The sequence below is a fragment of the Saccharibacillus sp. CPCC 101409 genome (assembly GCF_030518235.1).
In the GTDB taxonomy this organism is placed as follows: Bacteria; Bacillota; Bacilli; order Paenibacillales; family Paenibacillaceae; genus Saccharibacillus.
The window spans coordinates 1-24,978 of record NZ_JAULSA010000016.1 but is presented as its reverse complement, the minus strand read 5'-3'; the positions used below and the strand labels follow the sequence as shown (position 1 = coordinate 24,978).

At 59.2% G+C, this 24,978-nt stretch carries 25 protein-coding genes; 7 read left to right on the top strand and 18 right to left on the bottom strand.

Annotation, left to right across the window (positions count from 1 at the left end; all coding sequences use genetic code 11):
• Positions 1-205: 205 nt before the first annotated feature.
• Together QWJ34_RS22925 and QWJ34_RS22920 are read right to left on the bottom strand one after the other, a co-directional pair.
• A complete protein-coding gene (locus QWJ34_RS22925) occupies positions 206-1,672 on the bottom strand; it encodes an MDR family MFS transporter (protein WP_302731484.1) in 1,467 nt (488 codons plus the stop codon).
• 393 nt (positions 1,673-2,065) lie between these two features.
• Complete coding sequence (locus tag QWJ34_RS22920) at positions 2,066-2,368, bottom strand: hypothetical protein (RefSeq protein ID WP_302731429.1); 303 nt, start codon at positions 2,366-2,368, stop codon at positions 2,066-2,068.
• Positions 2,369-2,649: 281 nt separating this feature from the next.
• On the opposite strand from QWJ34_RS22920, the gene QWJ34_RS22915 reads away from it, so the two are divergent.
• Entirely contained in the window at positions 2,650-3,129 is a 480-nt protein-coding gene (locus QWJ34_RS22915; RefSeq protein WP_302731428.1) for a GAF domain-containing protein, read from the top strand.
• A gap of 101 nt (positions 3,130-3,230) precedes the next feature.
• On the opposite strand, the gene QWJ34_RS22910 is transcribed toward QWJ34_RS22915, so the two are convergent.
• The 4 genes from QWJ34_RS22910 to QWJ34_RS22895 form a co-directional block, all read right to left on the bottom strand.
• Positions 3,231-4,376: a glycosyltransferase family 2 protein gene (locus QWJ34_RS22910; protein WP_302731427.1), complete on the bottom strand. Its 1,146-nt coding sequence runs from the start codon at positions 4,374-4,376 to the stop codon at positions 3,231-3,233.
• A gap of 242 nt (positions 4,377-4,618) precedes the next feature.
• A complete protein-coding gene (locus tag QWJ34_RS22905; protein ID WP_302731426.1) occupies positions 4,619-5,308 on the bottom strand; it encodes a phosphatase PAP2 family protein in 690 nt (229 codons plus the stop codon).
• 237 nt (positions 5,309-5,545) lie between these two features.
• Entirely contained in the window at positions 5,546-6,877 is a 1,332-nt protein-coding gene (locus QWJ34_RS22900) for an Nramp family divalent metal transporter (protein WP_302731425.1), read from the bottom strand.
• A gap of 208 nt (positions 6,878-7,085) precedes the next feature.
• Complete coding sequence (locus QWJ34_RS22895) at positions 7,086-7,655, bottom strand: CGNR zinc finger domain-containing protein (RefSeq protein ID WP_302731424.1); 570 nt, start codon at positions 7,653-7,655, stop codon at positions 7,086-7,088.
• A 167-nt stretch (positions 7,656-7,822) separates the two neighbouring features.
• Between QWJ34_RS22895 and QWJ34_RS22890 the strand changes: the two genes are divergently transcribed.
• Positions 7,823-8,998 carry an epoxide hydrolase family protein gene (locus tag QWJ34_RS22890; RefSeq protein ID WP_302731423.1) on the top strand — a complete coding sequence of 392 codons (1,176 nt, stop codon included), beginning with the start codon at positions 7,823-7,825 and terminating at the stop codon, positions 8,996-8,998.
• 52 nt (positions 8,999-9,050) lie between these two features.
• Here QWJ34_RS22890 and QWJ34_RS22885 read toward each other — a convergent pair whose 3' ends face one another.
• A complete protein-coding gene (locus QWJ34_RS22885) occupies positions 9,051-9,572 on the bottom strand; it encodes a DUF402 domain-containing protein (protein ID WP_302731422.1) in 522 nt (173 codons plus the stop codon).
• Between the two features lie 189 nt (positions 9,573-9,761).
• On the opposite strand from QWJ34_RS22885, the gene QWJ34_RS22880 reads away from it, so the two are divergent.
• Complete coding sequence (locus QWJ34_RS22880) at positions 9,762-10,214, top strand: GNAT family N-acetyltransferase (protein WP_302731421.1); 453 nt, start codon at positions 9,762-9,764, stop codon at positions 10,212-10,214.
• A gap of 328 nt (positions 10,215-10,542) precedes the next feature.
• Here QWJ34_RS22880 and QWJ34_RS22875 read toward each other — a convergent pair whose 3' ends face one another.
• On the bottom strand, positions 10,543-11,697 hold the full coding sequence (locus tag QWJ34_RS22875; protein WP_302731420.1) for a helix-turn-helix domain-containing protein: 1,155 nt from the start codon (positions 11,695-11,697) through the stop codon (positions 10,543-10,545).
• A gap of 410 nt (positions 11,698-12,107) precedes the next feature.
• Between QWJ34_RS22875 and QWJ34_RS22870 the strand changes: the two genes are divergently transcribed.
• A complete protein-coding gene (locus QWJ34_RS22870; RefSeq protein ID WP_302731419.1) occupies positions 12,108-12,926 on the top strand; it encodes a purine-nucleoside phosphorylase in 819 nt (272 codons plus the stop codon).
• 363 nt (positions 12,927-13,289) lie between these two features.
• Here the strand turns inward: QWJ34_RS22870 and QWJ34_RS22865 are convergent, their stop codons facing one another.
• Positions 13,290-13,757 (bottom strand): M15 family metallopeptidase, encoded by a 468-nt coding sequence (locus tag QWJ34_RS22865; protein WP_302731418.1) that lies wholly within the window; start codon positions 13,755-13,757, stop codon positions 13,290-13,292.
• Positions 13,758-13,847: 90 nt separating this feature from the next.
• Here QWJ34_RS22865 and QWJ34_RS22860 point away from each other — a divergent pair, with 90 nt between their 5' ends.
• Entirely contained in the window at positions 13,848-14,588 is a 741-nt protein-coding gene (locus QWJ34_RS22860; protein ID WP_302731417.1) for an alcohol dehydrogenase catalytic domain-containing protein, read from the top strand.
• Positions 14,536-14,877, top strand: coding sequence for a zinc-binding dehydrogenase (locus tag QWJ34_RS22855; RefSeq protein WP_302731416.1), 342 nt, complete (start codon positions 14,536-14,538; stop codon positions 14,875-14,877). Before QWJ34_RS22860 ends, QWJ34_RS22855 begins: the two co-directional genes overlap by 53 nt.
• A gap of 139 nt (positions 14,878-15,016) precedes the next feature.
• Here QWJ34_RS22855 and QWJ34_RS22850 read toward each other — a convergent pair whose 3' ends face one another.
• The 9 genes from QWJ34_RS22850 to QWJ34_RS22810 all read right to left on the bottom strand — a co-directional run bounded on the left by QWJ34_RS22850 (position 15,017) and on the right by QWJ34_RS22810 (position 23,213).
• Entirely contained in the window at positions 15,017-16,168 is a 1,152-nt protein-coding gene (locus QWJ34_RS22850; protein ID WP_302731415.1) for a YhgE/Pip domain-containing protein, read from the bottom strand.
• A gap of 178 nt (positions 16,169-16,346) precedes the next feature.
• Positions 16,347-16,916: a PadR family transcriptional regulator gene (locus tag QWJ34_RS22845; RefSeq protein ID WP_302731414.1), complete on the bottom strand. Its 570-nt coding sequence runs from the start codon at positions 16,914-16,916 to the stop codon at positions 16,347-16,349.
• A 240-nt stretch (positions 16,917-17,156) separates the two neighbouring features.
• Positions 17,157-18,032: a YitT family protein gene (locus tag QWJ34_RS22840; protein WP_302731413.1), complete on the bottom strand. Its 876-nt coding sequence runs from the start codon at positions 18,030-18,032 to the stop codon at positions 17,157-17,159.
• 152 nt (positions 18,033-18,184) lie between these two features.
• Positions 18,185-19,492 (bottom strand): ABC transporter permease, encoded by a 1,308-nt coding sequence (locus QWJ34_RS22835; RefSeq protein WP_302731412.1) that lies wholly within the window; start codon positions 19,490-19,492, stop codon positions 18,185-18,187.
• Complete coding sequence (locus QWJ34_RS22830; protein WP_302731411.1) at positions 19,485-20,390, bottom strand: ABC transporter ATP-binding protein; 906 nt, start codon at positions 20,388-20,390, stop codon at positions 19,485-19,487. The genes QWJ34_RS22835 and QWJ34_RS22830 overlap by 8 nt, the downstream gene beginning before the upstream one ends.
• A gap of 55 nt (positions 20,391-20,445) precedes the next feature.
• Positions 20,446-21,336, bottom strand: coding sequence for an ATP-binding cassette domain-containing protein (locus QWJ34_RS22825; RefSeq protein WP_302731410.1), 891 nt, complete (start codon positions 21,334-21,336; stop codon positions 20,446-20,448).
• Between the two features lie 106 nt (positions 21,337-21,442).
• Positions 21,443-21,832 carry a GntR family transcriptional regulator gene (locus QWJ34_RS22820; protein ID WP_302731409.1) on the bottom strand — a complete coding sequence of 130 codons (390 nt, stop codon included), beginning with the start codon at positions 21,830-21,832 and terminating at the stop codon, positions 21,443-21,445.
• Positions 21,833-21,868: 36 nt separating this feature from the next.
• Positions 21,869-22,588 carry a hypothetical protein gene (locus tag QWJ34_RS22815; RefSeq protein ID WP_302731408.1) on the bottom strand — a complete coding sequence of 240 codons (720 nt, stop codon included), beginning with the start codon at positions 22,586-22,588 and terminating at the stop codon, positions 21,869-21,871.
• 436 nt (positions 22,589-23,024) lie between these two features.
• Entirely contained in the window at positions 23,025-23,213 is a 189-nt protein-coding gene (locus QWJ34_RS22810) for a hypothetical protein (protein WP_018977850.1), read from the bottom strand.
• Positions 23,214-23,670: 457 nt separating this feature from the next.
• On the opposite strand from QWJ34_RS22810, the gene QWJ34_RS22805 reads away from it, so the two are divergent.
• Positions 23,671-24,693, top strand: coding sequence for a serine hydrolase domain-containing protein (locus QWJ34_RS22805; RefSeq protein WP_302731407.1), 1,023 nt, complete (start codon positions 23,671-23,673; stop codon positions 24,691-24,693).
• Positions 24,694-24,978: the final 285 nt, after the last annotated feature.

Here is a 24,978-nt window from a genome sequence, read left to right as displayed (position 1 = left end):
TGCGCTTGGATAATCAAGTGAAAAATTTCTCAAAGTTGCCGATTGAAAGATATCGATTTCACCGTTGTCGACCGAAGCGTTTGTCCCTACGCAAAAAGACGATCGCCCGTTTCCGGAGACCGGATACGGGCGATCGTCTTTTCTTCATTCGGCGTCCGCGTTTGACCTGCCCGGGTTTGCGCCGGAGCGAAGACGCCCGCGCCGTTCAATTCGCGGCGGGCGTTTCTTCGCTGCGTTCTTCGCGCGGCGCGGGCGGACGCTTGCTCAGCGGCAGCACGGCCAGCAGCCCCAGCGCGGTCAGGATCAGCATAATGATAAACAGCGAATGCAGGCCTCCTTCGAGCAGTCCCGACAGGCTGCCGATCTTCTCGGCGGGCAGCGTCTGCCGCGTCTGTTCGGACAGCAGCGCGTTGATATCGTTCCCTGTAATTCCTTCCCCGGCGAGCCGCTCCGTGCCGCGCAGCAGCGACGCGTTCAGCCAGGTGCCGAAGAACGCCACGCCCAGCGTCTGGCCGAGCGTGCGCAGAAACGTATTCAGCGCCGTCGACGCGCCGCGCAGCGAATAGCCGACCGAAGACTGCGCCACGATCGTAAACACGGTCAGCGACATCCCGAAACCGACGCCGAGCACCAGCATCAACAGCGGCAGGATCAGATTCGACGAATCCCGGTCCAGCAACGTTACGCCCGCGATCCCGGCGACAAGCGCCAGCAGGCCGATTACCGACGCTCCGCGCGCGCCGCTCTTGGCGACCATCCGGCCGCCGACGAACGAACCCGCGATCCAGCTGAACGACATCGGCGCCAGCAGCAGGCCCGACAGCACCGCGCTTCCGCCGAGCACGCCCTGAATCCACAGCGGAATATACGTGGTCAAGCCGATCAGCAGCGTGCTGACGAAGATCGCCGCCAGACTGACGAACGTGATATCGCGGATACGGAACAGCCGCAGCGGAACGAGCGGTTCCGCCGCTTTCTGCTCGATCGCCACGAACGCGGCGAGCAGCAGAGCCGCGCCCGCCAGCAGACCGATAATGAGCGGCGAGTTCCACGCCGCGCTGTCGCCGCCCGATGTCAGCGCCAGCAGCAGCGCCGTCATGCCGATCGTAAAGGTCGCCGCGCCTGCCCAGTCGATCCGCGCTTTCCGGCGCGTGCGTTCCTCGCGCAGGAAAAGCGCGATAAACAGCACGGCCAGCAGGCCGAACGGCACATTGATGCCGAATATCCAGCGCCACGAGAACGTATCGACCAGATAGCCGCCCAGCAGCGGCCCGACCAGCGACGCGATGCCCCAGACCGAACTAATCATGCCCTGCACTTTGCCGCGCTCTTCGATCTTGTACAAATCGCCCACGATCGTGTACGTCACCGGGATCACCGCTCCCGCCCCGATGCCCTGGATCGCCCGAAACGCAATCAGCTGCTCCATCCCTCCGGCAAATCCGCACAGCATCGAACCGAAGATAAACAGCACGCAGCCGATCAGAAAAATAGGTTTGCGCCCGAATAGATCGCTGAGCTTGCCGAAGATCGGCGTGGTAACGGCCATCGTCAGCAGATAAGCGGCAAATACCCAGCTCATCAGCGAAGCGGCCTGGAATTCCGCCACGATCGACGGCGTCGCCGGGCTGATGACCGTGCCTTCGACCGCCGCCAGGAAAGTGGACAGCATCAAGCCGGCCAGCACATATTTTCGTTTGTCCCGCAATTTCTCCACCGCTTCGAAATCCTCCCGTATCCCGCGGGCCCGAGCGGGTCCCGCTATCAAGTCCGCATCGCTTCCGGAACGTCCGGCCGGACCGCTTCCGAAGCGCACAGCTTATATCTTACCACAATCGGGTTCGGCGCAATTGCCGCTTCCCGACAACGGCTGCCGCGGCCTTTGCGATCCGGACAGCAAAATCCCCGCTTTCTGCATCGGCGGCAGAAGCGGGGGAAGAGGCCGGGGGTTGTGCCGGCGAATCGTTTCACCGTCCAAATTGAAAACCCGCCGTTATTTCGCCTGCCGCGCGGCTGAGGCTCGGCCGACGAACGCCGTTCGATTTTGCGCGAGGCAGCGTTGAAATTATACCCCGGCGGTTCTGGCGTCGCGCTCGCCGGCAAGGACTTCCGAGCACATGCTTCCGAGCGATTCCCGGATGCTGCGCAGCTCGGTGATTCCCGCTCCCGTCAGCGTGTACTCTTCGCCGTGGGCGGTAAGCAGGTTCTCGGCGGCCAGATTCTCCAGTTCCTGCTTCACTTCGCGGTCGGCCACCCGATAACCGGCCTGTTCCAGTCTGGGCAGTGCTTCGCGGATCGAGATGTCCTGTTCTTCCGAGTAGTGCAGCAGATGAATCCGTATGAACAAATTCTGTGTTGCGGCCCGCATATCGCCTCTCCTCCAGTCTAATAGACGCTTGTATATTTTCCGAAAAACCCGGCGTTTTCACGACGCGGCAAAATACACAGCTGTTGAGTTACCCACTATTTACCCCTGCGCCCGAACCGATAAACATCCGTTCGCCCTGTCCGCAGCGCGCGTTTATCCCGAAATCGCATTGACATTTGCCTTCGAAAAGGCCTTAATGAAAGAAGCCGGAATCACGAAAACTTTTCAAAGTCCGGCATCCAAGCCGCACCCGAACTTCGATTGAATGGAGGCTTACGCCCATGTTTGAAACGAAACCGCATGAAGGAACGCGCGAGGAGCGTTACGCCACCGCGCTGTCTCAATTAAAATCGCTGATCGACGGCGAACCGGACCGCGTCGCCAACCTGGCCAACGCTTCGGCGCTGCTCGCCCAGTGTCTGCCCGATATCAACTGGTCCGGCTTCTATCTGTACGACGGCAAAGAGCTGGTGCTCGGCCCGTTCCAGGGCCTGCCGGCCTGCATCCGCATCCCGATGGGCAAAGGCGTCTGCGGCACCGCCGCGCAGACGCGCGAAACCCAGCGCATCGACGACGTGCACGCGTTCCCCGGCCATATCGCCTGCGACGCGGCTTCGAACAGCGAGATCGTCGTGCCGCTGGTCAAGAACGACCGGCTGATCGGCGTCCTGGATATCGACAGCCCGAAGCATGCTCGTTTTGACGGCACGGACCAGACTTTTGTCGAAGAATTCGCCGCCGTACTCGTAGGGCAGCTGTAATTCGAGCCTTCCGAATCGTTTCCGCTTTTTTTCAAAGAACCCGCAGCGCTCACAGCGCCGCGGGTTCTTTTTGTATTTCGGCAATCCGGTCTTTTTAAGACTCAGGATGTGACTTCGCCGCGTTCGTAGCGCGTACCGCGCCAGAAGACGCCGCCTCGAATCGCGGCTGCCGCCGCTCCCCGGATCGAACCGGCAATCAGCAGCAGGCCGACCGCCGGATACAGCAGGCCGTACCAGATTCCGCTGCCGGAGCGACGCGAATAGACGGCCTGGGTGGAGACGATAGCGATAATCGCCAAACCGCAGAGCAGCCTTGGCAGCAGCGGTCCCGTCCATATTCCCGCGAACGGCAGAATCATAGTCAGCGTACACATCAAAAAAGTCGCGATCGCCTGGCCGAACCGGAAAACCGACTTTTCCATGCTTCGGATCAGCTGTCCCGCCGACTCGTACCAGTTCCAGACGGTCACTCGATCCCGCCCGAACAAGACGTCCTGGCGCAGCCCCTGAGCCTGCACGCGCCGTGCCAGCTCGTTGTCGTCGGTCGTATGCATCGGAAATGCCGCATGCGTGCCGATCGCTTCGTACGCTTTTGTCCGAATCAGATTGAAAGCCCCGACGCCAAGCGTCTGCTTGGCTTTGGGATCGCGCATTTTCCACAGCATGCCGAACGATACGGCGCTCTGGAAAATAAACGCGGCATAAGGTTTGCACCAAAAATGCGGACCGCCAAATTCCGGGATAAGCGTCAGATGATCGAGGTGCTGGAACCGGGCGTATATGTGGGCTTTTTCGATGGCGTCCGGTTCGAATAAAATATCCGCATCCGTAAACAGCAGCCATTCTCCGTCCGCCGCTTCCGTCCCCAGCCGAAGCGCGTGGTTTTTGCCAAGCCATCCGACCGGCAGATCGCGCACCGTCAGCGCGCTCAACCGGTCGTGACGACGTTCCATGGCTTCAAGCAGCAGCGGCGTATCGTCCGTAGAGCGGTCGTCGACCACGACGATCCGAATATTCGCGTACGTTTGCGCGAGCAGCGATTCTACGCAGCGGCGTATCGCTTTGCGCTCGTCGCGTGCGGCTATAACGACGGTAACGCGCTCCGTTTGTCCGGTTTCACCTACGCCGGCATGGACATTTTTCAGCAGACCGATCTTACGGATATTGAGCAGAAAAGGAATCGCGGTCCCGCCGTACATCAGCAGCGCCAGAGCTCCGGCCGCCGTAAAAAGAATCGTCCCGACCATATTGCACCTCAATTCGAATTTTTAGTACGATCGTTCTAATTTTTATAAAGAATATTCAAGCCTTGGTTATCCGTTCTTTATATCGGCACTTATTGAACGATCGTTCTAAATCGAATTTAACAAAAACGGCCGGGAATGTCCAGGGAAGTTTGCGCAGTGCAGCAAAAAGAGCCTTCCCGTCCAAGGAAGGCTCTTTGCGACGAATCGCTTTGACGCACGGCCTTTGGCCGCGCCTTCTTCTATCACGGCAGACGATAACCGCCGAATCGGCGTTCGCGCCGATGCCGCCACACTTCGAAGATCCCGATCGTCAGCGCCAGCCAGGCCCCGCTCGCAATATAGCCGCCCAGCACGTCGCTCGGGTAATGCACGCCGAGATAAATACGGCTGAGCCCGATCGAGAAAGTCAGCAAAATGCAGAGCGCAAGCGCAATAATCCGGCCGGGCAGCGGTCTGATCATGCGCCACAGCAGATAAGCGAGGATGCCGTACAGAGCGAACGCGCCCATCGAATGCCCGCTCGGAAAGCTGAACGAATACTCCTCCGCGAGCCGGTGAATATCCGGGCGCTCGCGCCGGAACAGATTCTTGAGCGTCAGATTGACCAGCGCGCTGCCGCCGGTGGCGGCCAGGACCAGCAGGGGCTCCCAGCGCAGCTTCGGAATCAGCACCAGGAACAGAAGCAGCAGCAGTTCGATCAGAATGACCATCTTGGTCGAGCCGATCCAGGACAGCGTCTCCGCGACCTGCGTCAGCCACGGCTGCTCCGCGCCCTGCACGCGCGAAATCCATTTGTGGTCGAAATCGACGACCGCCTGATTGCCCGATGCGACCAGCATCGAGACGACGATAAAAACGACCGCCAGCAGGCCGAAGCCCGCAAAACATAAAGCCGTGTGCCTCTTCGAGGCTTTGGTTTTCCACTGCGGCATCTCAAGTTCCTCCGAATAGTATCGCTGTAAACTTTATCAGCTTTCTGTGCAACGCGGCATGCCGCATCGAGTTTTCATCATAACACCCGCGGGCTTTACACACAATTTACAAAACGTTTGCCGCCAAATCTTCTTATCGAGCAAAAAAGCCGTCCCGGACCGCTGACAGCGGCTTCGGAACGACTTGATTCGCTTTCCGTTTTCCCGGAAACGGTTCCGGGCTGCAAGCATCGGACTTTAAAAGCTCTCGACGACAAGAAATATATTCAGCGCGACCACCAGCGCGGCGATCGCCCAGCCCAGCACCCGCGTCACCGGACGGTTCACCAGACCGCCCATCAGCTTGCGGTCGCCGGTGAACATCATCAGCGGCACGAGCGCGAACGCGATGCCGAACGACAGGATGACCTGGCTGACGACCAGCGCCTGCGTGGCGTTGATGCCGGAAATAATCAGGATAAGCGGAGGCGCCATCGTAATCGCCCGGCGCAGATACAGATTGATCCGCTTGTTGATAAAGCCCTGCATGACCACATCGCCCGACATGGTGCCGACCGACGAACTGGACAGGCCCGCGATCAGCAGGCCGAGCCCGAAGCAGATCGCCGTGGCCGGTCCGGCCAGTTCGCGGAAGTGGATAAATGCCTGATCGAGTTCCTGCACCAGCAGCCCGTTTTTGAAAAAGAGCGCCGCGGCAATAATCAGCATCGCCATATTGACCGCTCCCGCCACGATCATCGCAATCACGATATCGAAAAATTCGAGACGGAAGATCTTCTTTTTCTCCGCTTCGTTGCGGCCCACGATCCGGTTCTGCGTCAGCGAAGAATGCAGATAGATCGCGTGCGGCATCACCGTCGCGCCCAGAATGCCGGCGGCCAGCATCACGCTCTGCGTGCCGGCAAAGTTCGGCGTGAAGATCCCGGCGGCGACCGCGCCCATATCCGGCTTCGCCATAAATACCTGGAACGCGAACGCCAGCACGACCGCGACGACCATCCCCGCGATGCCCGTTTCCAGCGCGCGGAATCCGCGCCGCTGAAGCTCCAGAATCGCGAACGAAGCGACGGCGGTAATCAAAGCGGCCGGCAGCATCGGAATGCCGAAGATCAGATACAACCCGAGCGCGGCCCCGATAAACTCGGCCAGGTCGGTCGCGATAATGACCAGTTCGCTCTGAATCCAGAGAAAGATCGAGACGCCTTTGGGAAAACGGTCCCTTGCCACTTCCGGCAGGTTGCGTCCCGTCGCGATTCCGAGCTTGGCCGACAGCGCCTGGATCAGCACCGCCATCAGGTTGGAGGCGAAGATGACCCACAGCAGCATATACCCGTACTGCGAACCGGCTGTAATATTCGTGGCAAAATTGCCCGGATCGATATAAGCGACCGCCGCGATAAAAGCCGGTCCGAGAAACGGCAGCAGCCGTTTAAGTCCTTTGGTTTCTCCGTTCAGCACCGCTTCCGCGGCCAGTTCCGTGCGGCTTCTTCCTTCCGCCTGCCGGCCCACCAGCTCGTTCGGCGCTTTTTTTCTATTTAAAGCTTCCTTGCGTTCGAATTCCGTCTCCATCCGTCCCTCACCTCTCCTGCTCTTTCCTTTATCTATGTTTGTTACCCGTACACACGAATGTTTCCCTTGTGCAACTTTTAGACTGATTATAATCCTTCCTGTGTTGTATGTAAACAGTTTTATAAAACCAGAAGACAGTGAATTTCATTTATTTTTCGCAAAATTAAATTGTAAACGGTATCAATCGTGAATTTAAAAACCGCGGCGCTCAATGGGAACGAGCGCCGCGCTCGCGATACGTTTTATTTTTGGAGCGGTTCCCGCAGGCTTTCATCGTACACCAGCGGCCGGTTCCCGGCCGCGATCGATCCGCGAAAGCCCATTGGCAGTCCTCCGCCGAACATACGCGCAGCCGATGCCAGTTCCCCGCGCGGCGCGCTTCGAACAGCAGCAGCGCAAGCCGCGCGAGCGCTGCGCGTCCGCCGGTTTCGTTCGGAATCAGCGCTGCGTCCGCTTCTTCCAGAGCGATCGAGAAGCTGAAGCGCCGCAGCAGTTCGTTCAATTCGTCCGGCGCTCCGGGATCGCCGCCTGCTTCGCGTGAACCGTACAGCGTCCGCCGCATCAGATTCCGCATGGCGATCGCCAGCCCAAGCTCCTCTTCATCGACTTTCTCGTGCGCGCCAAGCAAACTCCGGGCGAGCAGCCAGTCCGCAAGATCCTCGGGACGGTTCAGGCTTTCCCGGCCGGGATCTCCTTCGAATCTGACGCGTTTATCGTAAGTATTCAAAAAGTCCGCCAGGACTTGAAGTCCGTCCATATTCGTTTTTTTATCCGTCATTTTTATTATCCCGTCCTTTCCCTTGCCCCGCGTCAAACTAACCGTTAAAATCATATTAAAGGTTAGTGAACCGAAATTCAAATATCCGTGAAGCGCAAATGTTTCCCGCGGCTTCAACCGCCGGCGGGTGCGGAAGCTTTCACCGGATAAAGGAAAAGAGGACATCCATGAGATCCCATTCGAAATCCAATCCGAAATTCGAACCTTTTACCGTTCGTTTCGACGAGCGCAGCATCGAGGACCTGCGGCGCAGGCTGGATCTGACGCGCTGGCCGGACGAACTGCCGGGCGCAGGCTGGTCCTACGGCATTCCGCTGGATACGGTACGGGAAGCTGTGCATTATTGGAGTCACGAATTCGATTGGCGGCTTATGCACGAACAGCTGAACGCCTTCGAACAATTTACGGTCGAAATCGACGGCCTGAGCGTGCATTTCGTGCATGCGCGCGGACGCGGCGCCAATCCGCAGCCGCTGCTGCTGCTGCACGGATGGCCGAGTACTTACGCCGAACTGCTCGATCTTATTCCTTATTTGACCGATCCGCAGGCGCGGGGAGGCGAGGCGGAAGAGTCGTTCGATGTGGTAATTCCTTCGATTCCCGGTCATGGATTCTCGGGTATTCCGGCCGTTCCGGGATTCGAGGATCGTCAGGCGGCGTCCATCATGGTCAAACTGATGGACGCGCTGGGCTATACCCGTTTCTGCGCCCACGGTTACGATCTCGGAGCGAGCATTCTCGGCCTGCTCTGTCTGGATTATCCCGAGCGCGTAATCGGATATCACACGACATCTCCCGGCAACCCGGGCCCGTATCTCGATCCCGCTATTCCGCTGTCCGAAGCGGAACGGGAACATGTGCGCCTCGGCCGCCAATGGTATGCGGAAGAAGGCGGCTATGCGCACATCCTCGGCACCAGACCGCAGACGATGGCTTACGGACTGCAAGATTCGCCGACCGCCCTCGCCTCTTTTATCCTGGAAAAATGGCATCTCTGGACCGCGCCTCCCGGCGGCGACCTGTTCCGGCATTTCGATCCGCAGAAGCTGCTTACGCATGTCTCGATCTACTGGATGACCGGTACGGCGAACGCTTCCGGCCGCTTCTATTACGAAGGCCGCCATACGCGCTGGCCGGGTCCGGGCGATATTTCGCAGGTCCCGCTCGGCGTCTCGCTGACCCGAACGCAGGCGCACGAAAGACCGCCGATCGAATACGTTCGGCGGATGTTTCCGGATATTCGCAGCTGGGAAGAGATCGGCAGCGGCGGACATTTCGTCGCGGCCGAGCGGCCGGAGCAAGTCGCCGGACGGATCCTCGACTTTTTCCGGCTGCTGCTTTGAGCGAAGACCGGATAGAGGAATAGAGAGCCGGTCCCGGCTTGAGAAGCGACGTTTATTCGGCTTCCGCCGTTTTCGCCGCAATCCGGTTCAGCAGATCGTCCAGGCTGCCGTCAAACGGAAAAAGCTTCGATTCCGCCCGTGCTTGCAGCTCCCGTATCGAACGCTCCGCCGCGTCGATCACTTCGGCGGGATAGCCGAACCGGTTACAGTTAACCGCAAATTCGTCTTCGTCCACCACATGCCAGCCTTCGGCTTCGTTCCAGAGCAGGTCCAGATCGAGATCGACGAACGACAGATCGCTTCCCGTTCGGACGCACGGCAGAGCGGCGTTGCAGTAGATCGAGATCAGCCGCCCCTCCGCGATATCGAAGCTGACCGTGTAGCCGTCTTTGAGCGCATATACCTCCAGCGAAGCGTGCGGGATTTCGAACACCTGCCCTTTGGTATGATGTCTCAGCTTCCGCCCCGCCGTTCCTTGCGCGATCAGGCAGTCGGCGCGTTCTTCCAGCAGCTCCATTTCCCAGTCGTAGTGGGCGATGTCTCCGTATTTCAGCGCGTGTACGTTTAGTTTCATGCTCGCCCTCCTCCCTATGCCTGCCGCAGCCGGCGCTGCTTTACCGCCTGCTTAACGGAAATACTGCGTCTTTTTTACCATACGGGAGAGGGGCGTGGCAAGTTTGTCGGGATTTACAGGCGCGAGCGCGGAATCTATAATGCTAACAGCAGAGAGAATCCCAATTTCAGCAGGAGAGGAAGAGAACGCATGCAGTGGCACTTGAAAACTTTCGAACAATTGACCGGAGACGAGCTGTACCGGATTCTGCAAGAGCGCGTGGCCGTGTTTATCCTGGAGCAGGCCTGCCTGTATCCCGAGATCGACGGCAGGGACCCGGCCAGCTACCATTTGTTTGCGGAAAAAGACGGCGAAGTCGCCGCTTACTGCCGGCTGCTGCCGCCCGGCGTCGCTTACTCCCAGGCTTCGATCGGACGCGTGCTGGTCAAATCCGAGTTTCGCGGGCAGGGTCTGGCGCAGGAACTGATGGAGAAAGCGGTCGCTTTTCTGACGGAAGAACGGGGTGAAAAGGAGATCAAGATTCAAGCGCAGCATTATCTGGAGAAATTCTACGGCTCGTTCGGCTTCCGCCCGATCTCGGACGTGTACCCGGAAGACGGGATACCGCATGTGGATATGCTGTGGGGCGGATCGAAGGCGTGAAGGCATAAACAAGGCGTAAAACGGATAAAAAGTCCGGAGCGCACGGGCGGCGGAGAAATAGCGACGCATAGGTCTCTATTCCCGGCGAAATCGAACTTTTTGGCAAAATAGCTGCGCACGTACACTTATTTGTTCGCCGCTGCGCGCTGAATCGGCATTTGGCGCTAAATAGTTGTATGGGCGGCGCTATTTTGGAATAGAGCGGAGTTTTCCGCAAAATAGTTGTATGGGCGCCGTTATTTCGCCGAACAGACCCGCTTGCAGGGGGGCGGGCGGCAAAAAGCCCCGCGAACCGGGTTCGCGGGGCTGAATGAAAAGGACGCCGGAATCAGCGCCCCGGATCGCCGAAGGAAGAATGGCCGGAGCGCGGCGATTCTTCCGGTCCGTCGTACGCCGTGTCCGATTCGGGGCGCGGCGTCTCCGCTTCGGCCGGCGGAGCCGAAGATGCTTCGCTTTCGCCGCCGGGCGCGCCGGCGGCAAGGTCCGAAGCCGGGGCCTCCGGCTGTGCCGGCGCATCGGCTTCGGGCGCGGGCTCCGCCGCAGCGGGAGCCCGATCGGCCGCCGCCGGGGCCGGCGGTACGAAGTCGCCGGTGCGCACATGCACCGGCTCGCGGTCCGGCCGCTGCGGCTGCGCGGCGGCAGCGTGCATTTCCGGCCCGGGCGCTGCCGGGGCCGGCGGCGCGGCAGGCGCCGGAGCGGCCGGGCGCGCCGCCATACTGCGGGCCAGCGAGTCGAGCCGGCCGCGGTCCATAAACGGCGCCAGCGCCGTCAGGCCTTTGAAGTCCGAGGAGCGAAGCGCCTTGTGGACCAGCTCCGTGACGACTTCGGAGCCGAGGAACGGGGCCAGCGCCACCAGCTCGCCGGGCGAAACCGAAGAAGCTTCGACCCGGCGCACCACCGCGTTCAATCCTTCGCGGCTCATAAACGGAGCGATGGCGACCATGGCGGATACGCCGGAATCGTCGTAAGCCCGCAGCGCCAGCGCATCCACGGTCTGCTTGTCCAGAAACGGTGCGAGCGCCGTAAGCTCCCGCAGCGAGACCGTTTCGGCCGCGGCGAGGGCGTATTCGCCCAGCACTTCTTCGCTGATAAAAGGCGCGAGCGCAGTCAGCTCGCCCAGCCCGCCCGGACGCTGCATCCGTCCGAATACCGCATCGGCCTGTTCGGGCGGCAGCAGCGCCGCCAGCTCCTGAAACTCTTCCACCGACACCTCGCCCGCACTCATCGTTTCTTCCACCGGGCCGTCCACGATCTTCTGCACCAGTTCCGCGCCGCGTCCTCCGCTCAAGATATCGTCGATGCTGACGCCGAAAATATCCGCCAGCAGCGGAAGCTTGGCGATATCCGGCATCGTGCCGCCCCGCTCCCAACTGCTGACCGCCTGATAGCTGATGCCCAGCCGGTCCGCCAATTCCATCTGCGTAATCCCCGCCTGCTTGCGCAGCCTTGCGATATTGAGGCCGATCTTCGTCATATCGAACATGTTTATGCACTCCTTCGGTTTGGAATGATTGTAGTCTAAAGCCGGCGGTCTCTCCGCGTCTATCAAGCGCTGCTTGAGCCGCCCGCAGGCCGCGCTGCGCAAGGGTTCGGCAGCCGCAGATACTGCGGGCTCCAAGCTTCGGCAGCCGACTCAAGCCGCGGTTGAGCCGCCCGCGCGGCGATCGGTTCGAGCCGGAGCGGCGCGTTTTATTTACAAACGGCGGCTCGGCCGGTAAACTGGTCCTCGGTACGTCAGCGAAGCGGCGGCGCGAGAATCCGCTTCTTTTTTTCCATATTTGCATCATCGCTTCATTTTAGGGCGTGTACGCAAACTCAGCAATGTGCATCTTTAGCTGCCTTCGGATTTTGCGTACACGCCCTAATCAAAATACCCTATCGGGAGGCGCAACTATGCACAGCACACCAAGTATTCAAGAAACCGCAGACTTTATCCAGGGCAAAACCGCTTATCGTCCGACGATCGGGATGATCCTGGGCTCGGGCCTGGGCGGGCTCGCCGACGAGCTCGAAAACTCGATCACCATTCCGTACAGCGAGATCCCGAATTTCGCCAAATCCGAAGCGGTGGGCCATGCGAACGAGCTGGTGATCGGCGAGCTGGACGGCAGGACCGTTGTCGCGATGAAAGGCCGTTTTCACTATTACGAAGGATTTACGCTGGACGAAGTCACGTTCCCGGTCCGCGTGATGAAAGCGCTCGGCGTGGAAAATCTGCTGATTACCAACGCCTGCGGCGCCGTCAACGAAAGCTTCGAACCCGGCGACCTGATGCTGATTACGGATCATCTCAACCTGGTCGGCTCAAACCCGCTGATCGGCCCTAACAACAACGAGCTGGGGCCGCGCTTCCCGGATCTGTCCAAAGTCTATACGCCGGAACTGCGCGCAATCGCTTCTTCGGTCGCGCAGGAGCAGGGCGTCCGGCTGCGCGAAGGCGTATACGCCTGGTGGAGCGGTCCCGCTTACGAAACGCCGGCCGAGATCCGCATGATCCGCGCCATGGGCGCCGATGCCGTCGGCATGTCCACCGTGCCGGAAGCGATCGTCGCGGCCCACGGCCGGATGAACGTGCTCGGCATTTCCTGCCTGACCAATATGGCCTGCGGCATTCTGGATCAGCCGCTCAGCCACGACGAAGTGATCGAAGTCGCGGCCCGGGTCCGGGAAAAGTTCGTCGCGCTGGTCAAAGGGATCGTCGGGCGGGTGTAACGACTCTCTCGGATCTTATCCGCCGGATAACGGACGCGAATACGCGGCTGCGGCTGCGGCAGGACGAATCCAAATAGCTGTGTATAGGCCCTTATTCCGGCTTAATCTTACGTTTTCGAGCAAATAACTGCGCTGATACAATTATTTCGTGCTTTTCCGCTTCGATTCGGCCTTTGGCTCCCGAATAGCTGCACCTGCGTCGCTATTTGAAGAAATCGAAGGATTTCGCCCCAAATAAGTGTACCTGTGCCGCTATTTTCCGCCGGGAACCCTACCCCGCTTGCTCGACAGCCTGAAGACGGCTTCGCCCAAACGCGAAGCCGTCTTTTTTATACCGCCGTCCAACGCTGCGCCCCGCGCCCTTCATTCCCCCAGCGCCGAGCCTTTCGGATATTTCCCGTGCCGGAGCTGCCGCAGCGTGTAGCCCATATCCATCTGCAAATGCGGATAATCCGGGAAATCGTTCCAGTCCCCGCCCCAGTCGAAGCCCAGACGTTTGGCTATCGCCACAACTTCCATCCAATCGGACTGCCCGCTGCCGTTGCGGTCCATTTCCATATCCCAGACGATATTCCCGCGGGAATCGCGCAGCGCAAAATCGACGGCCAGCCCGAAGTTGTGGTACGACTGTCCGCCCCGGGCATTGGTCACGATACTGCCGGGGTCCTGCCTGCCCTGACGGTACAACCGGTCCTGCTCTTCGGAGCTGCGGTAATCCGACGTGATCGCGACTTCGATGCCTTTGCTGCCTGCGCCTGCGTCCGACCCCGCGCGCCGATCTGCGGGTATTTCGTTTCGGCGGTTCGGCTCGCATAGACCTCCCCCTTTCATCCGGGACTCATCTTGTGTTTAGATTCAGTTCATCGCGACCGGCGAAAATGGAAAGCGTACACCATCATTATAACCGGGGAGTGAACGCGCATGTCTATGATGAAAGCGGCAATCTATCAGGGTCGAAACGATATTCGCCTCGAACAAAAACCGATTCCGGCCGTAGGGCCGAAAGACGTGCTGGTGCGCAATCTGCGCAGCGGCATTTGCGGCACCGATATCAACATCGTCAAAGCGGGCGGCGGCGATCTCGGCATCGGCCTGGGCGCCGAGTTCGGACACGAAATGGCCGGCGAAATCGCCGCGGTCGGCGCGGAAGTGCCGCGGGAGATCACGGTCGGTCTGCGCGTCGGCATCAACCCGATCACGGCCAAGCGGGCCGGACGGCGCAAATCGCTGGAATGCTCCGGCTTCTCGCAGTACGTGCTGGTGGAAGACGCGGAGCTGGACCGCAACCTGTACGTATTCCCGGACGATGTGCCGCTGGAAGCGGCGGCGCTGCTGGAGCCGATGAGCGTAGGCCGGCACGGCGCGTTCAGCGCGAATCCGCAGCCGGGCGAGCATATCGTCGTGCTGGGCGCCGGACCGATCAGACTGCTTGCAGCGGCCAGCCTGCTCGCCGAAGGCATCGAACACGTCTGCGTGGTCGATATCGACCGGTGGAGACTGGATCACGCGGCCAGGCTGGGCGCCCGTACGGTCGACACGTCGCAAACGCCGCTTGCGGACGGCCTTGCCGCCGCTTGCGGCAGCGTGAACGTCTACGGCCGGGACGTGCGTGCCGGATGTCGATGCGTTTATCGACGCCGCGGGCGCGCCCGCGCTGTTTGACGACGTGATGCGGATCGTCAAGCCGCAGGCGCGCGTATCGATCATCGCCGTATACAAGCAGGACGTACCCGTCAGTCTCGGGCAGATCATGTCCAAAGAAGTACAGATACGCGGAGCGAGCGGATATACGCATGAAGACTTCGCCAGAGTCGTCGGCCATCTGAGCAGCCGCCACGCCAGTCTGGCCGGCCTGGTCACGCAGGTGTACAAACTGGACGAGATCGGCGCCGCGTTCGACAAAGCGATCGGCGCGCAGGGAACGGTCAAAGTGCTGATCGACCTGTCCTGAACCTCTTTTCTTCCGCTTCCGCGCATGTCCATGCGCGGACGATCGGCTGCGCGGGAACGGTTCTTCCCGCAAATAAAAGACGCCTGTCGAACGTCCGCCCCTGCCGGGGACGGACGTTTGGACAGGCGTCTTGCCGCTCTTACATCGACGGCAGCAGAGAAGCCGCCGCTTCGCGCCGTGCTTTGAGCGGCTTGAAGGCGTGGATCACGATATTGATCAGCAGCGCTCCGCCGGCTACCAGCGCCAGTCCGACGAGGTAGGCGGACGTATTGCCTCCGCCGAACAGGACGTTGTAGTCGATATGCACGCTGTAGTACATCGGGGAGATACGGCTCATGAATTGGAAGAAGCCCGGCAGCATTTCCCGCGGAATCGTCGCGCCGCAGACCAGGCTCTGAATCAGGACGAGCGGCATGTTGAGGATCATGCCTGCCTGTCCGAGCAGCATGCAGGCGATGCTTGTAAACTGGATCGCGGCGAACATCTCGAACGAATGGGTCATCCAGGTCTTGAAGAACGCTTCCGCGCCGTAACCCTGGATGCCGAAGTAGATCGATACGCCGATTAGCGGCACGATCAGCGACAGCAGCACGTTGACCCCCTGCAGCGACAAGAACGCTCTCAGCTTGCCGAGCTTCGGCTTCGTCTGATTGAGCGCGGTCACGCTCATCATCGCATAGATCATGGAACCGACGTAAGAAGCCATCGACAGGAACATCGGCGCCATCTGGTTATGCAGGCCGGCCGGCGGCGTGTTGGTCGTCACCACGTTCGACACGACTTTGTTCATTACGCCGTTTACCGTCTGGGCGGCCTGGTCTTCGGGCATCCGGAACTGCTCCAGCAGCTTGGTGAAGCTCTGCGTTTGCGTCTGGACGATAAACTGATCCGAGATCCGGTTGACGACATTCTGCATCGTGCTGACCGCCGTCTGCGGATTGGACTGGTTAATGAAGAAGTCCAGCTTGGCCTGCGCGCCCTGTGTGGTCAGCCCCGTCGTAAAGTCGGCCGGAACGTGCACGATCAGCTGAATATCGCGATTGTTCAGTTGCGTCTGCGCTTCGCTCAGCGATAGATCCGTCACGAGCTTGAACGGCAGATTGCTTTCGAGCTGGGTGACCAGCTGTTGGCCCGTCTGCTGATCTTCGTTGACGATCGCGGCGGTCATTTCGGAGATGTTTCGGGGTACCGCGCTGTACCCCCACATGAAGATGCCGATCATAATCACCTGGTAAAAAGCCATCATAAATACGCCGGCGAGAATCGTTTTATTGCGCAAAAATTCTTTCACGGTACAGCCTCCACTTTTATATTTACTTTGTTTGTATTACTTTAATTAGAGTATATATTCAAATTTTAAAATGTCAACTGTCTTCCAAGAAATTGCAGGAAATAAAATTGCAACAAACAAAAAAACTTATCCGGCTGCCGGATAAGTTTCGACTATTCTTGCTGTTTATTTTTCAAAATTACGCTTCGGCGGCATCCCCGGCCTGGTCCGTCTGCGGTTCGCCCATTCGTTTGACGATCTCCAGCAGCCGTTCGAACCACCGAATCTCGGTTTGCAGCGACTGCTCCGCCAGATCGCCCAGGAACCAGATCTCTTCCCGCTCGCGCAGCTCGGGATGCAGCTCTTTATTTTTGTTGACCAGTTCGGCCCGATGCTTCAGGGTGACAATCGTGTCTTCGATCAGGATCGCCAGCCTGCCGCCGTTCGCCCGGCGAATAAAAGGAATCGCGCTGTACAGCGATTTGACGTCCAGACTTTTGCGGAACAGCTTGTAAATATTTTCTTCCAGCCCCCGTTTGCCTTCTTCGGTGATCGCATACGTCGTTTTGTCCGGCCGGTTCTCGGTATGCACCACCTCGACCGGAATAATAAAGCCTTTTTTGACCAGGGCTTCGATATTGTAATACAACGAACCGTCCGTAATCGAGATAATATCGTCGAGTTCGAAGTGCTGAATTCTTTTTTTGAGTTCGTAAGGATGGCCGTCCCGGTCCCACAGCATTCCCAGAATCACGATTTGAAGTGACATCTTTTTCTCCGCCTTTTTATGATCTTTTGCCCCACGGACCGGCTGATCGGCTTACTTTGTTTAAAGTAAACATAATGAACCTTGGATGCTCTGTCAAGACAGCGCGGAAGGTTGGCCGACGAAGTTAACAGCCCCGGCCGCGCCAAAAAGGCTCCGGCCGCCGCAGGCAGCCGAAACCTCCGTTTTCGAAACGGTTCACGCTATGCCGCGCAAGGCTTTCTCCGCGCTCAAGCCGTTCAATCAGTGAATATCTTTCTTTTTGAAATTGCCGCCTCTGACCTCCGCCACATCGTATACGACGACAAAAGCGTTCTCGTCGATCTCGTGGATGATTTCTTTGATCTTGCTTTCTTCCATCCGGTTGATGACGCAGGTGATTTCTTTGAACTGCTCGTTGGAATAGCCGCCGTAAGCGTCAGAATAAGTGGCTCCGCGGCCCAGACGGTCGCGAATCGTCTCCACCATGACTTCCGGCTGGTTGGTGATGATCTTGAACGTCTTGGAGCCGCTCAGGCCTTCTTCGACGATATGGATCACTTTGGAAGCGATAAAGTACGCAAGCGCCGACATGATCGCGCCCTGCAGGCCGAACGCCGTCGACACGATCACAAATACGAATGTATTCAGGAACAGGATCAGGTCGCTGGTGCCGAAGGGCAGCTTGCGCGACAGCAGCACGGCCAGCATATCGATTCCGTCGAGCGCTCCGCCGTTGCGCAGCGCGATACCCATGCCGAGACCGATAATAATCCCGCCGACCACGGTAACGAGCAGCGTATCGCCGTCGATAATCGTATGCACATGGTGCATCATGGTCGTGCCGACCGACAGCGCGGCGATCCCGACCACCGAATACAGCGCGAAGCTTTTGCCGATCTGTTTATAACCCAGCCACACAAAAGGAATATTGATGACCGCGATCAGAATGCCCAGCGGCAGGCCGAACAGCTCCGAACCGACGATGCTAATCCCCGTCACCCCGCCGTCCGAGACGTTGTTGGGAATCAGCACGGCCTCCAGGCCGTACGCGGTAATGGCGGCGCCGATCACGATCAGCAGCACCCTGGAAAATATCTTCAGCAGTTTACTCGACTTGTGCGTTTTACCTTGAACCATCGCATCTCCCCCTCTAAAAAGAACCGGCTTACACGAAAAAAGAACCGACTAACTTACATTTTATAATAATCGTTACGCTTTGGGCAAACGCAAACTAAAACGGCCCGCCGTCGGCGAGCCGCTTTTCTTCCGATCGCGCTTCTTCGGAACGCTTAAATCTTGTACGCCTTCATCGCTTTGCGCAGTTCTTTGAACGAAGGGCGCTTGCCGTACATCAGCACGCCCGTGCGGTAGATCTTCGCCGACAGCCAGCCGAAGAAGAAGATCGCCGCGCCGAGCAGCACGACCGAAACGGCGATTTCCCACAAATGAATCTCGCCGAGCCCGATCCGCGCGATCATCGTCGTCGGCGACGTGAACGGCACGAACGACGCGATCTTCATCAGCAGCGAATTCGGGTTGCTCAGGCTGAAGATGCCGATATAGAACGCGGCCAGCGACAGCATGGTCAGCGGCGTTACCGCCTGGCCCAGATCCTCCGTCCGGCTCACGATCGAACCGACCGCCGCATACAGCAGCGCGTACAGGAAGTAGCCGAGGATGTAGAAGATCAGGCCGTAGATCAGCACGTCGACCGGCAGCTGCGAGAAATCGAGATCGAAGCCCGACAGCACGTTGCGGTTGTACGGCAGCATCAGGTTGATCGCGATCGTGGCGCCGAATACCGCGATTTGCAGCAGGCCGACCAGAAACACGCCGATTACCTTGCCGAACATCTGCGTCAGCGGAGACACGCTCGTAATCAGGATCTCCATCACGCGCGAGCTTTTCTCCGACGTAACTTCCGACGCGATCATATTGCCGGTCAGCATCGCCGAGAAGAAGAACAGCGTCATCAGCACGTAAACGGTAATAAAGTTCATCGGATTGAGCTTGTCTTCGCCGCCGCTCGCCCCTCCGGTACCGGAAGACGCGCCGGTCTGCTCGTTATAGCTGGACGCTTGAAGCCGAGCCGGCGTCATGAGCTGCGCAATCTGCGCTTCGCTCAGCGCGTCCTGCGCAATAAACGTCGTTTTGGCGCTTTCCAGCGCCGGCTGAAGCACCGCCTGCACATTGGCCGGAATCGAGCCGTTCTCCGATACGTATCTGGCAGCCGGGAAAGCTCCCGCTTCGCCGCCGGCTTCGAACTCCAGATAGCCGGCCAGATCCTGGTCGTCCGCCTGCCGCTTGAGCGCCGCCGCATCGCCGGTTCCGTCAAGACGCACGAACGTCACGTCGGAATCCGGCAGCCCGGACGCATAGCTTTCGATCTGCTGCGCGATTTCGGTATATTCGCCCGAAGCCGCCAGCCCGATCCGGTCGCCGCCTTCGTCGTTTCCGCCGGTAAAAAGCTGGATCAGGAACGGAACGTGAATCCCGATCGTCATCAGCAGCGCCAGCAGCAGCGTCGTAATCACAAACGATTTGGTGCGGACTTTGTTCTTGAACGTAAAGCCGACAACCGTGCCCAGTCTATTCATGCCGCTCACCCACCGATCGGATAAAGATTTGGTTCAGCGTCGGTTCTTTGACTTCGAAATGCCGCACTTCGCTCTGGCGCATCGCTTCGGTCAGTACCGGCAGCGCAGCCGATTCGTCGGCGATCCGGATCGTATAGCCTTCCGGATCTCCTTCGACGCCGGTCACGCCGGGCAGGCTTTCCAGTCCGCTTACCGGGGACAGCGTCTTCAGCAGGATCTGCTCGCGCGGGAAGCGCTGCTTGATCTCGCGGATATCGCCCTGCAGCACCGTTTTGGACCGGTCGAGAATCGTGATGCTGCGGCACAATTCTTCGACATGCTCCATCCGGTGGGTGGAGAACAGAATGCTGGCGCCTTCTTCCCGCAGCTCCTTGACCGCCAGCTTCAGCAGTTCGACGTTGACCGGATCGAGACCGCTGAACGCTTCGTCCAGGATCAGGATATTCGGACGGTGCACCACCGCGGCGATAAAGCCCATTTTCTGCTGATTGCCCTTCGACAATTCTTCGATCCGCTTGTCGTAATACTCGTCGGCGTCGAACTTGTTCAGCCAGTAGCGCAGGCTCTTGTCCGCTTCCGCCCCGTTCATCCCGCGCAGCTTCGCCAGATACACGATCTGCTCGCTGACTTTGACTTTCGGGTACAGTCCCCGTTCCTCCGGCAGATAGCCGACATCGCGCTGGACATCGCCTCCGTACGCATGGCCTCCGTATGTAATGCTGCCGTCGTCGGGATAGATCAGCCCCAGCACCATGCGCATCGTCGTCGTTTTGCCCGCGCCGTTTGCGCCCAGCAGCCCGTAGATCTCGCCTTCGTGCACGTCCAGCGAAATCCGGTCTACCGCCGTCTTGTCGCCGTAACGCTTGATTACATCCCGCAAAACCAGTCTTTCCGCCATCTTCATCCTCCCTCTCTGTCGTTTGGGAAACGCCGGGCATCCTGCTCGAAAAAGATTAAGAAGAAAGACGCCCTTCCATCCAATGTTCCATCATCTCGTCCAGTTCCAGCGCCCGCGCCCGGATCGGCCGGACGCCGGCTTCGCCCAGCAGCGCCGCCGCTCCGGCGTAATCCGTCGTCACGAAGCGGATCATCCCTTCGGATTCGCGCGCCCATTCGGTCACGCCCGGCAGCTCGCGCACCAGTTCTTCGTCGTCTTCGATCCACACTTCGCGGCCCGCATCCAGCAGCGCGTCCTTCTCCCTGATCCCGAGCGAACGCCCGCCGTCGAGCAGCAGCAGATAGTCCGCCATCCGGCGCACTTCCTCGACGATATGCGTGGACAGCAGCACCGTCGCCCGGTCTTCTTCCACGCAGCGCCGGATTTCTTCCAGCATCGTTTTCCAGGCAAAAGGGTCGAGGCCCGAAGACGGTTCGTCGAGCAGCAGCAGCTTCGGCCGCACCGCCAGCGCCGCCGCGATCTCGAACTTGCGCCGCTGCCCCTTCGACAGCTTGTCCAGCCTCTTCCCGCCCGGCACTTCGAACTTGCGCAGCAGCTCTTCGTAACGCTGCCAGTCCCAGGACGGGTACCAGAAAGAGCGGAATTCCGCGGCCGCATCCATCTTGATGCCGTCTTCCTCGGTAGCGAAATTCTCCGGCACATACGACATCCGGGTGCGCACTTCGGCCGGAATGCCGTCCGGATAAGCGCTGCCGAACCAGCTGATTTCGCCCGCGTCGGGGTAGATCAAGCCGGCGGCCAGCTTCATCAGCGTCGACTTGCCGGAGCCGTTGCGCCCGATCAGCGCGGTGACGTGGTTCTCGCGCAGTTCGATATCGACCGGGCCGAGCGTCATCCGCTCGCGCCGCTTGACGACGCCCCGCCATTCCACCACGGTATTCTCCATCTTGCTCCACTCCTTTTCCGGTCCTCGTAACGGGCGGTCCGGAAAACGCCCGCCTTCGCTCCGGCGATTGGGATGCCGGGCAGGGGCTTTTTGGGCGCGCTCCCGGTTACTTACGTTCTTCCTTGCGAAGCGTTTCATCGACCAGCGCTTTCAATTCTTCGGGCGAATAGCCGACCGACCTCGCCGCGTCCAGCAGAGAACGCACCGCTTCGAGCACGATCTGCTTCTTGTATTCTTCCCGGTCGTCGGTATCCACCCTGGTCACGAACGTGCCGGTGCCCTGCCGCGTGCGCAGCAGTCCTTCGTTCTCCAGGTCCTGATACACGCGCCGGATCGTGATGACGCTGCATTTCAAATCGGCCGCAAACTCCCGGATCGACGGCAGCAGCGTGCCTTCCGCGACCTGCCCGGTCACGATCAGCGAACGCAGCTGCGTCTCGATCTGGTGATACAGCGGCTCGGCGCTGCTTTCGTTGATTTGCACGGGAATTCGCATAACTTCACTCCTTTGTCTCCCGCCTGTTTCTTGGGGTTAGGCCAGATTGCGCTTCGGCAGTCTGCGCACGATCGTGCGGTACGCCCAGTAAGCCGAAGCGATTCCCGCCGCGAGCAGCAGCCACATGACCGGAGACGCCATTCCCAACCGCGCCGAGGTCCGGATGCTTTCTTCCAGCGGATGAATACCCGTTAGACGCAGAATCAGCATAATCGCCGTTACGCCGATCATCAGCACGAAGCTGTACCAGAAATACGCTTTGCCTTTCATCAGGCATTCCATGACGATATACAACGCGTTGGTCAGCAGCGCAAGGCCCGTCCAGGTCAGCGCGAAGCCGATATAAGCGCCGATTCCCAGCAGCTGCCGCAGCTCCCCGTACAGCGTATACATCAGGCCGAAGAAGACGATCCCGTTTACGATGAACGACATTACCATTTGCAGTATACGGGCCAGGGCGAGCGCCTGCGGCGGAATGGGCAGCGTGCGATAGTAGGCGAGCATATGCGTATAAGAGTCCTGGGTAATGTATTTGAAGATCCGTTTGGAAAAATAATACCCGATGCCGGACACGGCCAGCCAGAACAGCAGGTCCGCCAGCAGCGAAAAACGCGGTTCCCGGTCCAGAGCCGATATCATGAGTCCCGCAAAAACGGCCATATACAAAATAAACAGCAGCGAAGCCAGCAAATAATAGCGATCGATCCGCAGTTCCCGGACCACGATCAGCCAGGCCTGACGAAAATTCTCCTTCATATTTCCCTCCGTTCCCGTACACAAAGCGCCGTTCCGGCAGCCTGTCTGCCTGAATACAGTAGATTGGGCTCGACCGGGCGAAACCAACCATCCGATTGAGACAAGCCGTTCGTAAAGTAAAAAGTCGCGCGCTCCTCTGTGCTCCTGTATATATTGATAAGCACACATTAACCGAAAAAAAACGGTTCGTCAAGAGCTTCGGAGCCGCGCGCCGCCCGATTACGCCGGGCCAGCCGGAGCTTCGTCAAAAAAACCGTCCTCCGAGCCATAAGCTCCAAAGGACGGTTGCGATCGTTTGCGTACGGGTGCAGCAAATTCAATTCGATTGTTCGGTTGCCGGACGTATCCGGACAAAGGCATCTTCATTCACACTTGCGCTTGCAACTGCGTTCGATTCGGCGCACCGACGATATTCGCGGCGCTTCCGGACTTCTCCCTAGGAAGCGGACGAGTTGAGCTTGCCCATCTCGTTCTCTACCACCAGCGTCAATTCTTCCTCGTACCCGCCCATAATGTGATACTTCCGAACATATTCTTTGACGAATTTCTTCGGATCGCTCGGACGAAAAATACGAGTCATTTCCCGCAGACTTTCCTTGACTTCGTTATGACCTTTGGTCGCCATCATAATTCCCTCCCGGAACGTATTTCGTTATCGAGAATGTCAAAAAAATCTGCTGCCGACAGACGCCCCTTGAGATCATCAGGTGATCGCACTGCCCACGGCGCCCTCCCCGTATACCGGGTGGATGAAGCGCGCCGCCGTTAGAAAAAAGCAAACTTCCACTTTTGAAACTTAACTTACCCGACGAAATGCCAACTGAATCACTTCCGGATTGCCTTTCACTTCTCTCTTTTTGGCCGGATGCGACTCTCCTCCAAACGAAAACAAAGACTAAGTTAAGAAGATGCTTACTTACGAGTATAACATTTTTCAAGAAAATTGGGTACGAAGCTTGCCGAATACAGGGACGGATTGCCTAAAAACGGTTATAACTCTTTAACGAAAACGATCAGGAAAAGTTGCTCTTCCCCATCAAAACAACCGGCCCGGCCGTGCGCCGGGCCCCAAGGAGGCCGCCATGCCGCATTCCACGCCGCTGATCGTCTCGTCCGGCACCTTCGCGCCGCCGATGCCCGAAGCCCGTCCCGAAGAGACGGGGACGGATGAATTCACGCTGCTCCAGGGCGGCAAAGCCGCCGAGCAGAGCCATCCGAAGCTGCGCAGCTTCCTGCTGCTGCGCGGCGGGCGCCTGATCTTCGAGCGCTATTACGGCGGCGCCGCGCCGGAAACGCTGCACGATCTGCGCTCGGCCACCAAAAGCTTCACCGCCGCGCTGCTGGGCATCGCGCACGAGCGCGCCGGGCGTCCCGACCTGGACGCTTCGATCTTCGCCCATCTGCAAGCGGTCTGGCCGAAGGACGCCCATCCGCTCGCGCGGGAAATCACGCTGCGCCAGCTGCTGACCATGACTTCGGGCAGCTACTGGAAGACCGGGCGCAGCCTGGGCGAATCGCTGCTTCGCCCGTTCCACCGCAGCCGCAGCTGGGTGTCGTTCGCGTTGTGCCTTCCCGTCGTGCCGGAAGATCGCGGCACGTTCACTTACCGCAGCACCGACTCGCACCTGCTGTCGGCCGTGCTTACGCAGTGGACGGGCGAAGACGCGTTCAGCTTCGCGCAGCGCGAACTGTTTGCGCCGCTGGGCATCCGCAGCGCGGCCTGGTCGCCGGCGCGCGAAGGCGTCAGCGCCGGCCATATCGGGCTCGCGCTGACATCGCGCGACCTGGCCCGGTTCGGGCAGTGCTGCCTCGAAGGCGGCACGTTCGAGGGCCGCCGGGTGCTGCCGGCGGACTGGACGCGGCAGATGCTCTCGCCGCAGACGGCCGGCTACGAAGGCTTCGGCGACTACGGCTTCCAGTGGTGGGCCGGCGAGCTGGCCGGCGCGCCCTACGCCTGCGCCCACGGCCACGGCGGGCAGCAGATCTACGTGCTGCCGACGCTGGACGCGGTGGCGGTCTTCACTTCCGACAGCCGCGTCAGCCGCTACAAGAACCCGCGCCAGCTGATGCGCCGGTTCGTGCTCCCGGCGCTGGGTGGAAAGTGAGCGGAGTAATGGGCAGGAAAGGGGCAAGGGGAGCAAAGCGGAAGAGGCAAAAACGGACTTTATGAATCGGCCTTCATTAGGCCGTGTGCGCAAACTCACCGAAGTGCATCTTTGCCTGCCTTTTCGTCCTCTAAATGAACCGTACCTAAAGCGTGTACGCTTCATTCAACGAATGAACCGTACCTAAAGCGTGTACGCTTCATTCAACGAATGAACCCTACCTAAAGCGTGTACGCTTCATTCAACGAATGAACCGTACCTAAAGCGTGTACGCTTCATTCAACG

Excerpts from the sequence above, each read along its gene's own strand:
- QWJ34_RS22865 (WP_302731418.1), bottom strand. The coding sequence starts at position 13,757 with ATGAAAGGGGGAGGTCTATGCGAGCCGAACCGCCGAAACGAAATACCC.
- QWJ34_RS22815 (WP_302731408.1), bottom strand. The coding sequence starts at position 22,588 with ATGAAGGAGAATTTTCGTCAGGCCTGGCTGATCGTGGTCCGGGAACTG.
- QWJ34_RS22905 (WP_302731426.1), bottom strand. The coding sequence starts at position 5,308 with ATGCCGCAGTGGAAAACCAAAGCCTCGAAGAGGCACACGGCTTTATGT.
- QWJ34_RS22830 (WP_302731411.1), bottom strand. The coding sequence starts at position 20,390 with ATGGCGGAAAGACTGGTTTTGCGGGATGTAATCAAGCGTTACGGCGAC.
- QWJ34_RS22890 (WP_302731423.1), top strand. The coding sequence starts at position 7,823 with ATGAGATCCCATTCGAAATCCAATCCGAAATTCGAACCTTTTACCGTT.
- QWJ34_RS22900 (WP_302731425.1), bottom strand. The coding sequence starts at position 6,877 with ATGGAGACGGAATTCGAACGCAAGGAAGCTTTAAATAGAAAAAAAGCG.
- QWJ34_RS22925 (WP_302731484.1), bottom strand. The coding sequence starts at position 1,672 with ATGCTGTCCACTTTCCTGGCGGCGGTCGAAGGCACGGTCATCAGCCCG.
- QWJ34_RS22840 (WP_302731413.1), bottom strand. The coding sequence starts at position 18,032 with ATGGTTCAAGGTAAAACGCACAAGTCGAGTAAACTGCTGAAGATATTT.
- QWJ34_RS22885 (WP_302731422.1), bottom strand. The coding sequence starts at position 9,572 with ATGAAACTAAACGTACACGCGCTGAAATACGGAGACATCGCCCACTAC.
- QWJ34_RS22825 (WP_302731410.1), bottom strand. The coding sequence starts at position 21,336 with ATGGAGAATACCGTGGTGGAATGGCGGGGCGTCGTCAAGCGGCGCGAG.
- QWJ34_RS22845 (WP_302731414.1), bottom strand. The coding sequence starts at position 16,916 with ATGTCACTTCAAATCGTGATTCTGGGAATGCTGTGGGACCGGGACGGC.
- QWJ34_RS22915 (WP_302731428.1), top strand. The coding sequence starts at position 2,650 with ATGTTTGAAACGAAACCGCATGAAGGAACGCGCGAGGAGCGTTACGCC.
- QWJ34_RS22920 (WP_302731429.1), bottom strand. The coding sequence starts at position 2,368 with ATGCGGGCCGCAACACAGAATTTGTTCATACGGATTCATCTGCTGCAC.
- QWJ34_RS22835 (WP_302731412.1), bottom strand. The coding sequence starts at position 19,492 with ATGAATAGACTGGGCACGGTTGTCGGCTTTACGTTCAAGAACAAAGTC.
- QWJ34_RS22820 (WP_302731409.1), bottom strand. The coding sequence starts at position 21,832 with ATGCGAATTCCCGTGCAAATCAACGAAAGCAGCGCCGAGCCGCTGTAT.
- QWJ34_RS22875 (WP_302731420.1), bottom strand. The coding sequence starts at position 11,697 with ATGTTCGATATGACGAAGATCGGCCTCAATATCGCAAGGCTGCGCAAG.
- QWJ34_RS22910 (WP_302731427.1), bottom strand. The coding sequence starts at position 4,376 with ATGGTCGGGACGATTCTTTTTACGGCGGCCGGAGCTCTGGCGCTGCTG.
- QWJ34_RS22870 (WP_302731419.1), top strand. The coding sequence starts at position 12,108 with ATGCACAGCACACCAAGTATTCAAGAAACCGCAGACTTTATCCAGGGC.
- QWJ34_RS22860 (WP_302731417.1), top strand. The coding sequence starts at position 13,848 with ATGTCTATGATGAAAGCGGCAATCTATCAGGGTCGAAACGATATTCGC.
- QWJ34_RS22805 (WP_302731407.1), top strand. The coding sequence starts at position 23,671 with ATGCCGCATTCCACGCCGCTGATCGTCTCGTCCGGCACCTTCGCGCCG.
- QWJ34_RS22880 (WP_302731421.1), top strand. The coding sequence starts at position 9,762 with ATGCAGTGGCACTTGAAAACTTTCGAACAATTGACCGGAGACGAGCTG.
- QWJ34_RS22810 (WP_018977850.1), bottom strand. The coding sequence starts at position 23,213 with ATGGCGACCAAAGGTCATAACGAAGTCAAGGAAAGTCTGCGGGAAATG.
- QWJ34_RS22895 (WP_302731424.1), bottom strand. The coding sequence starts at position 7,655 with ATGACGGATAAAAAAACGAATATGGACGGACTTCAAGTCCTGGCGGAC.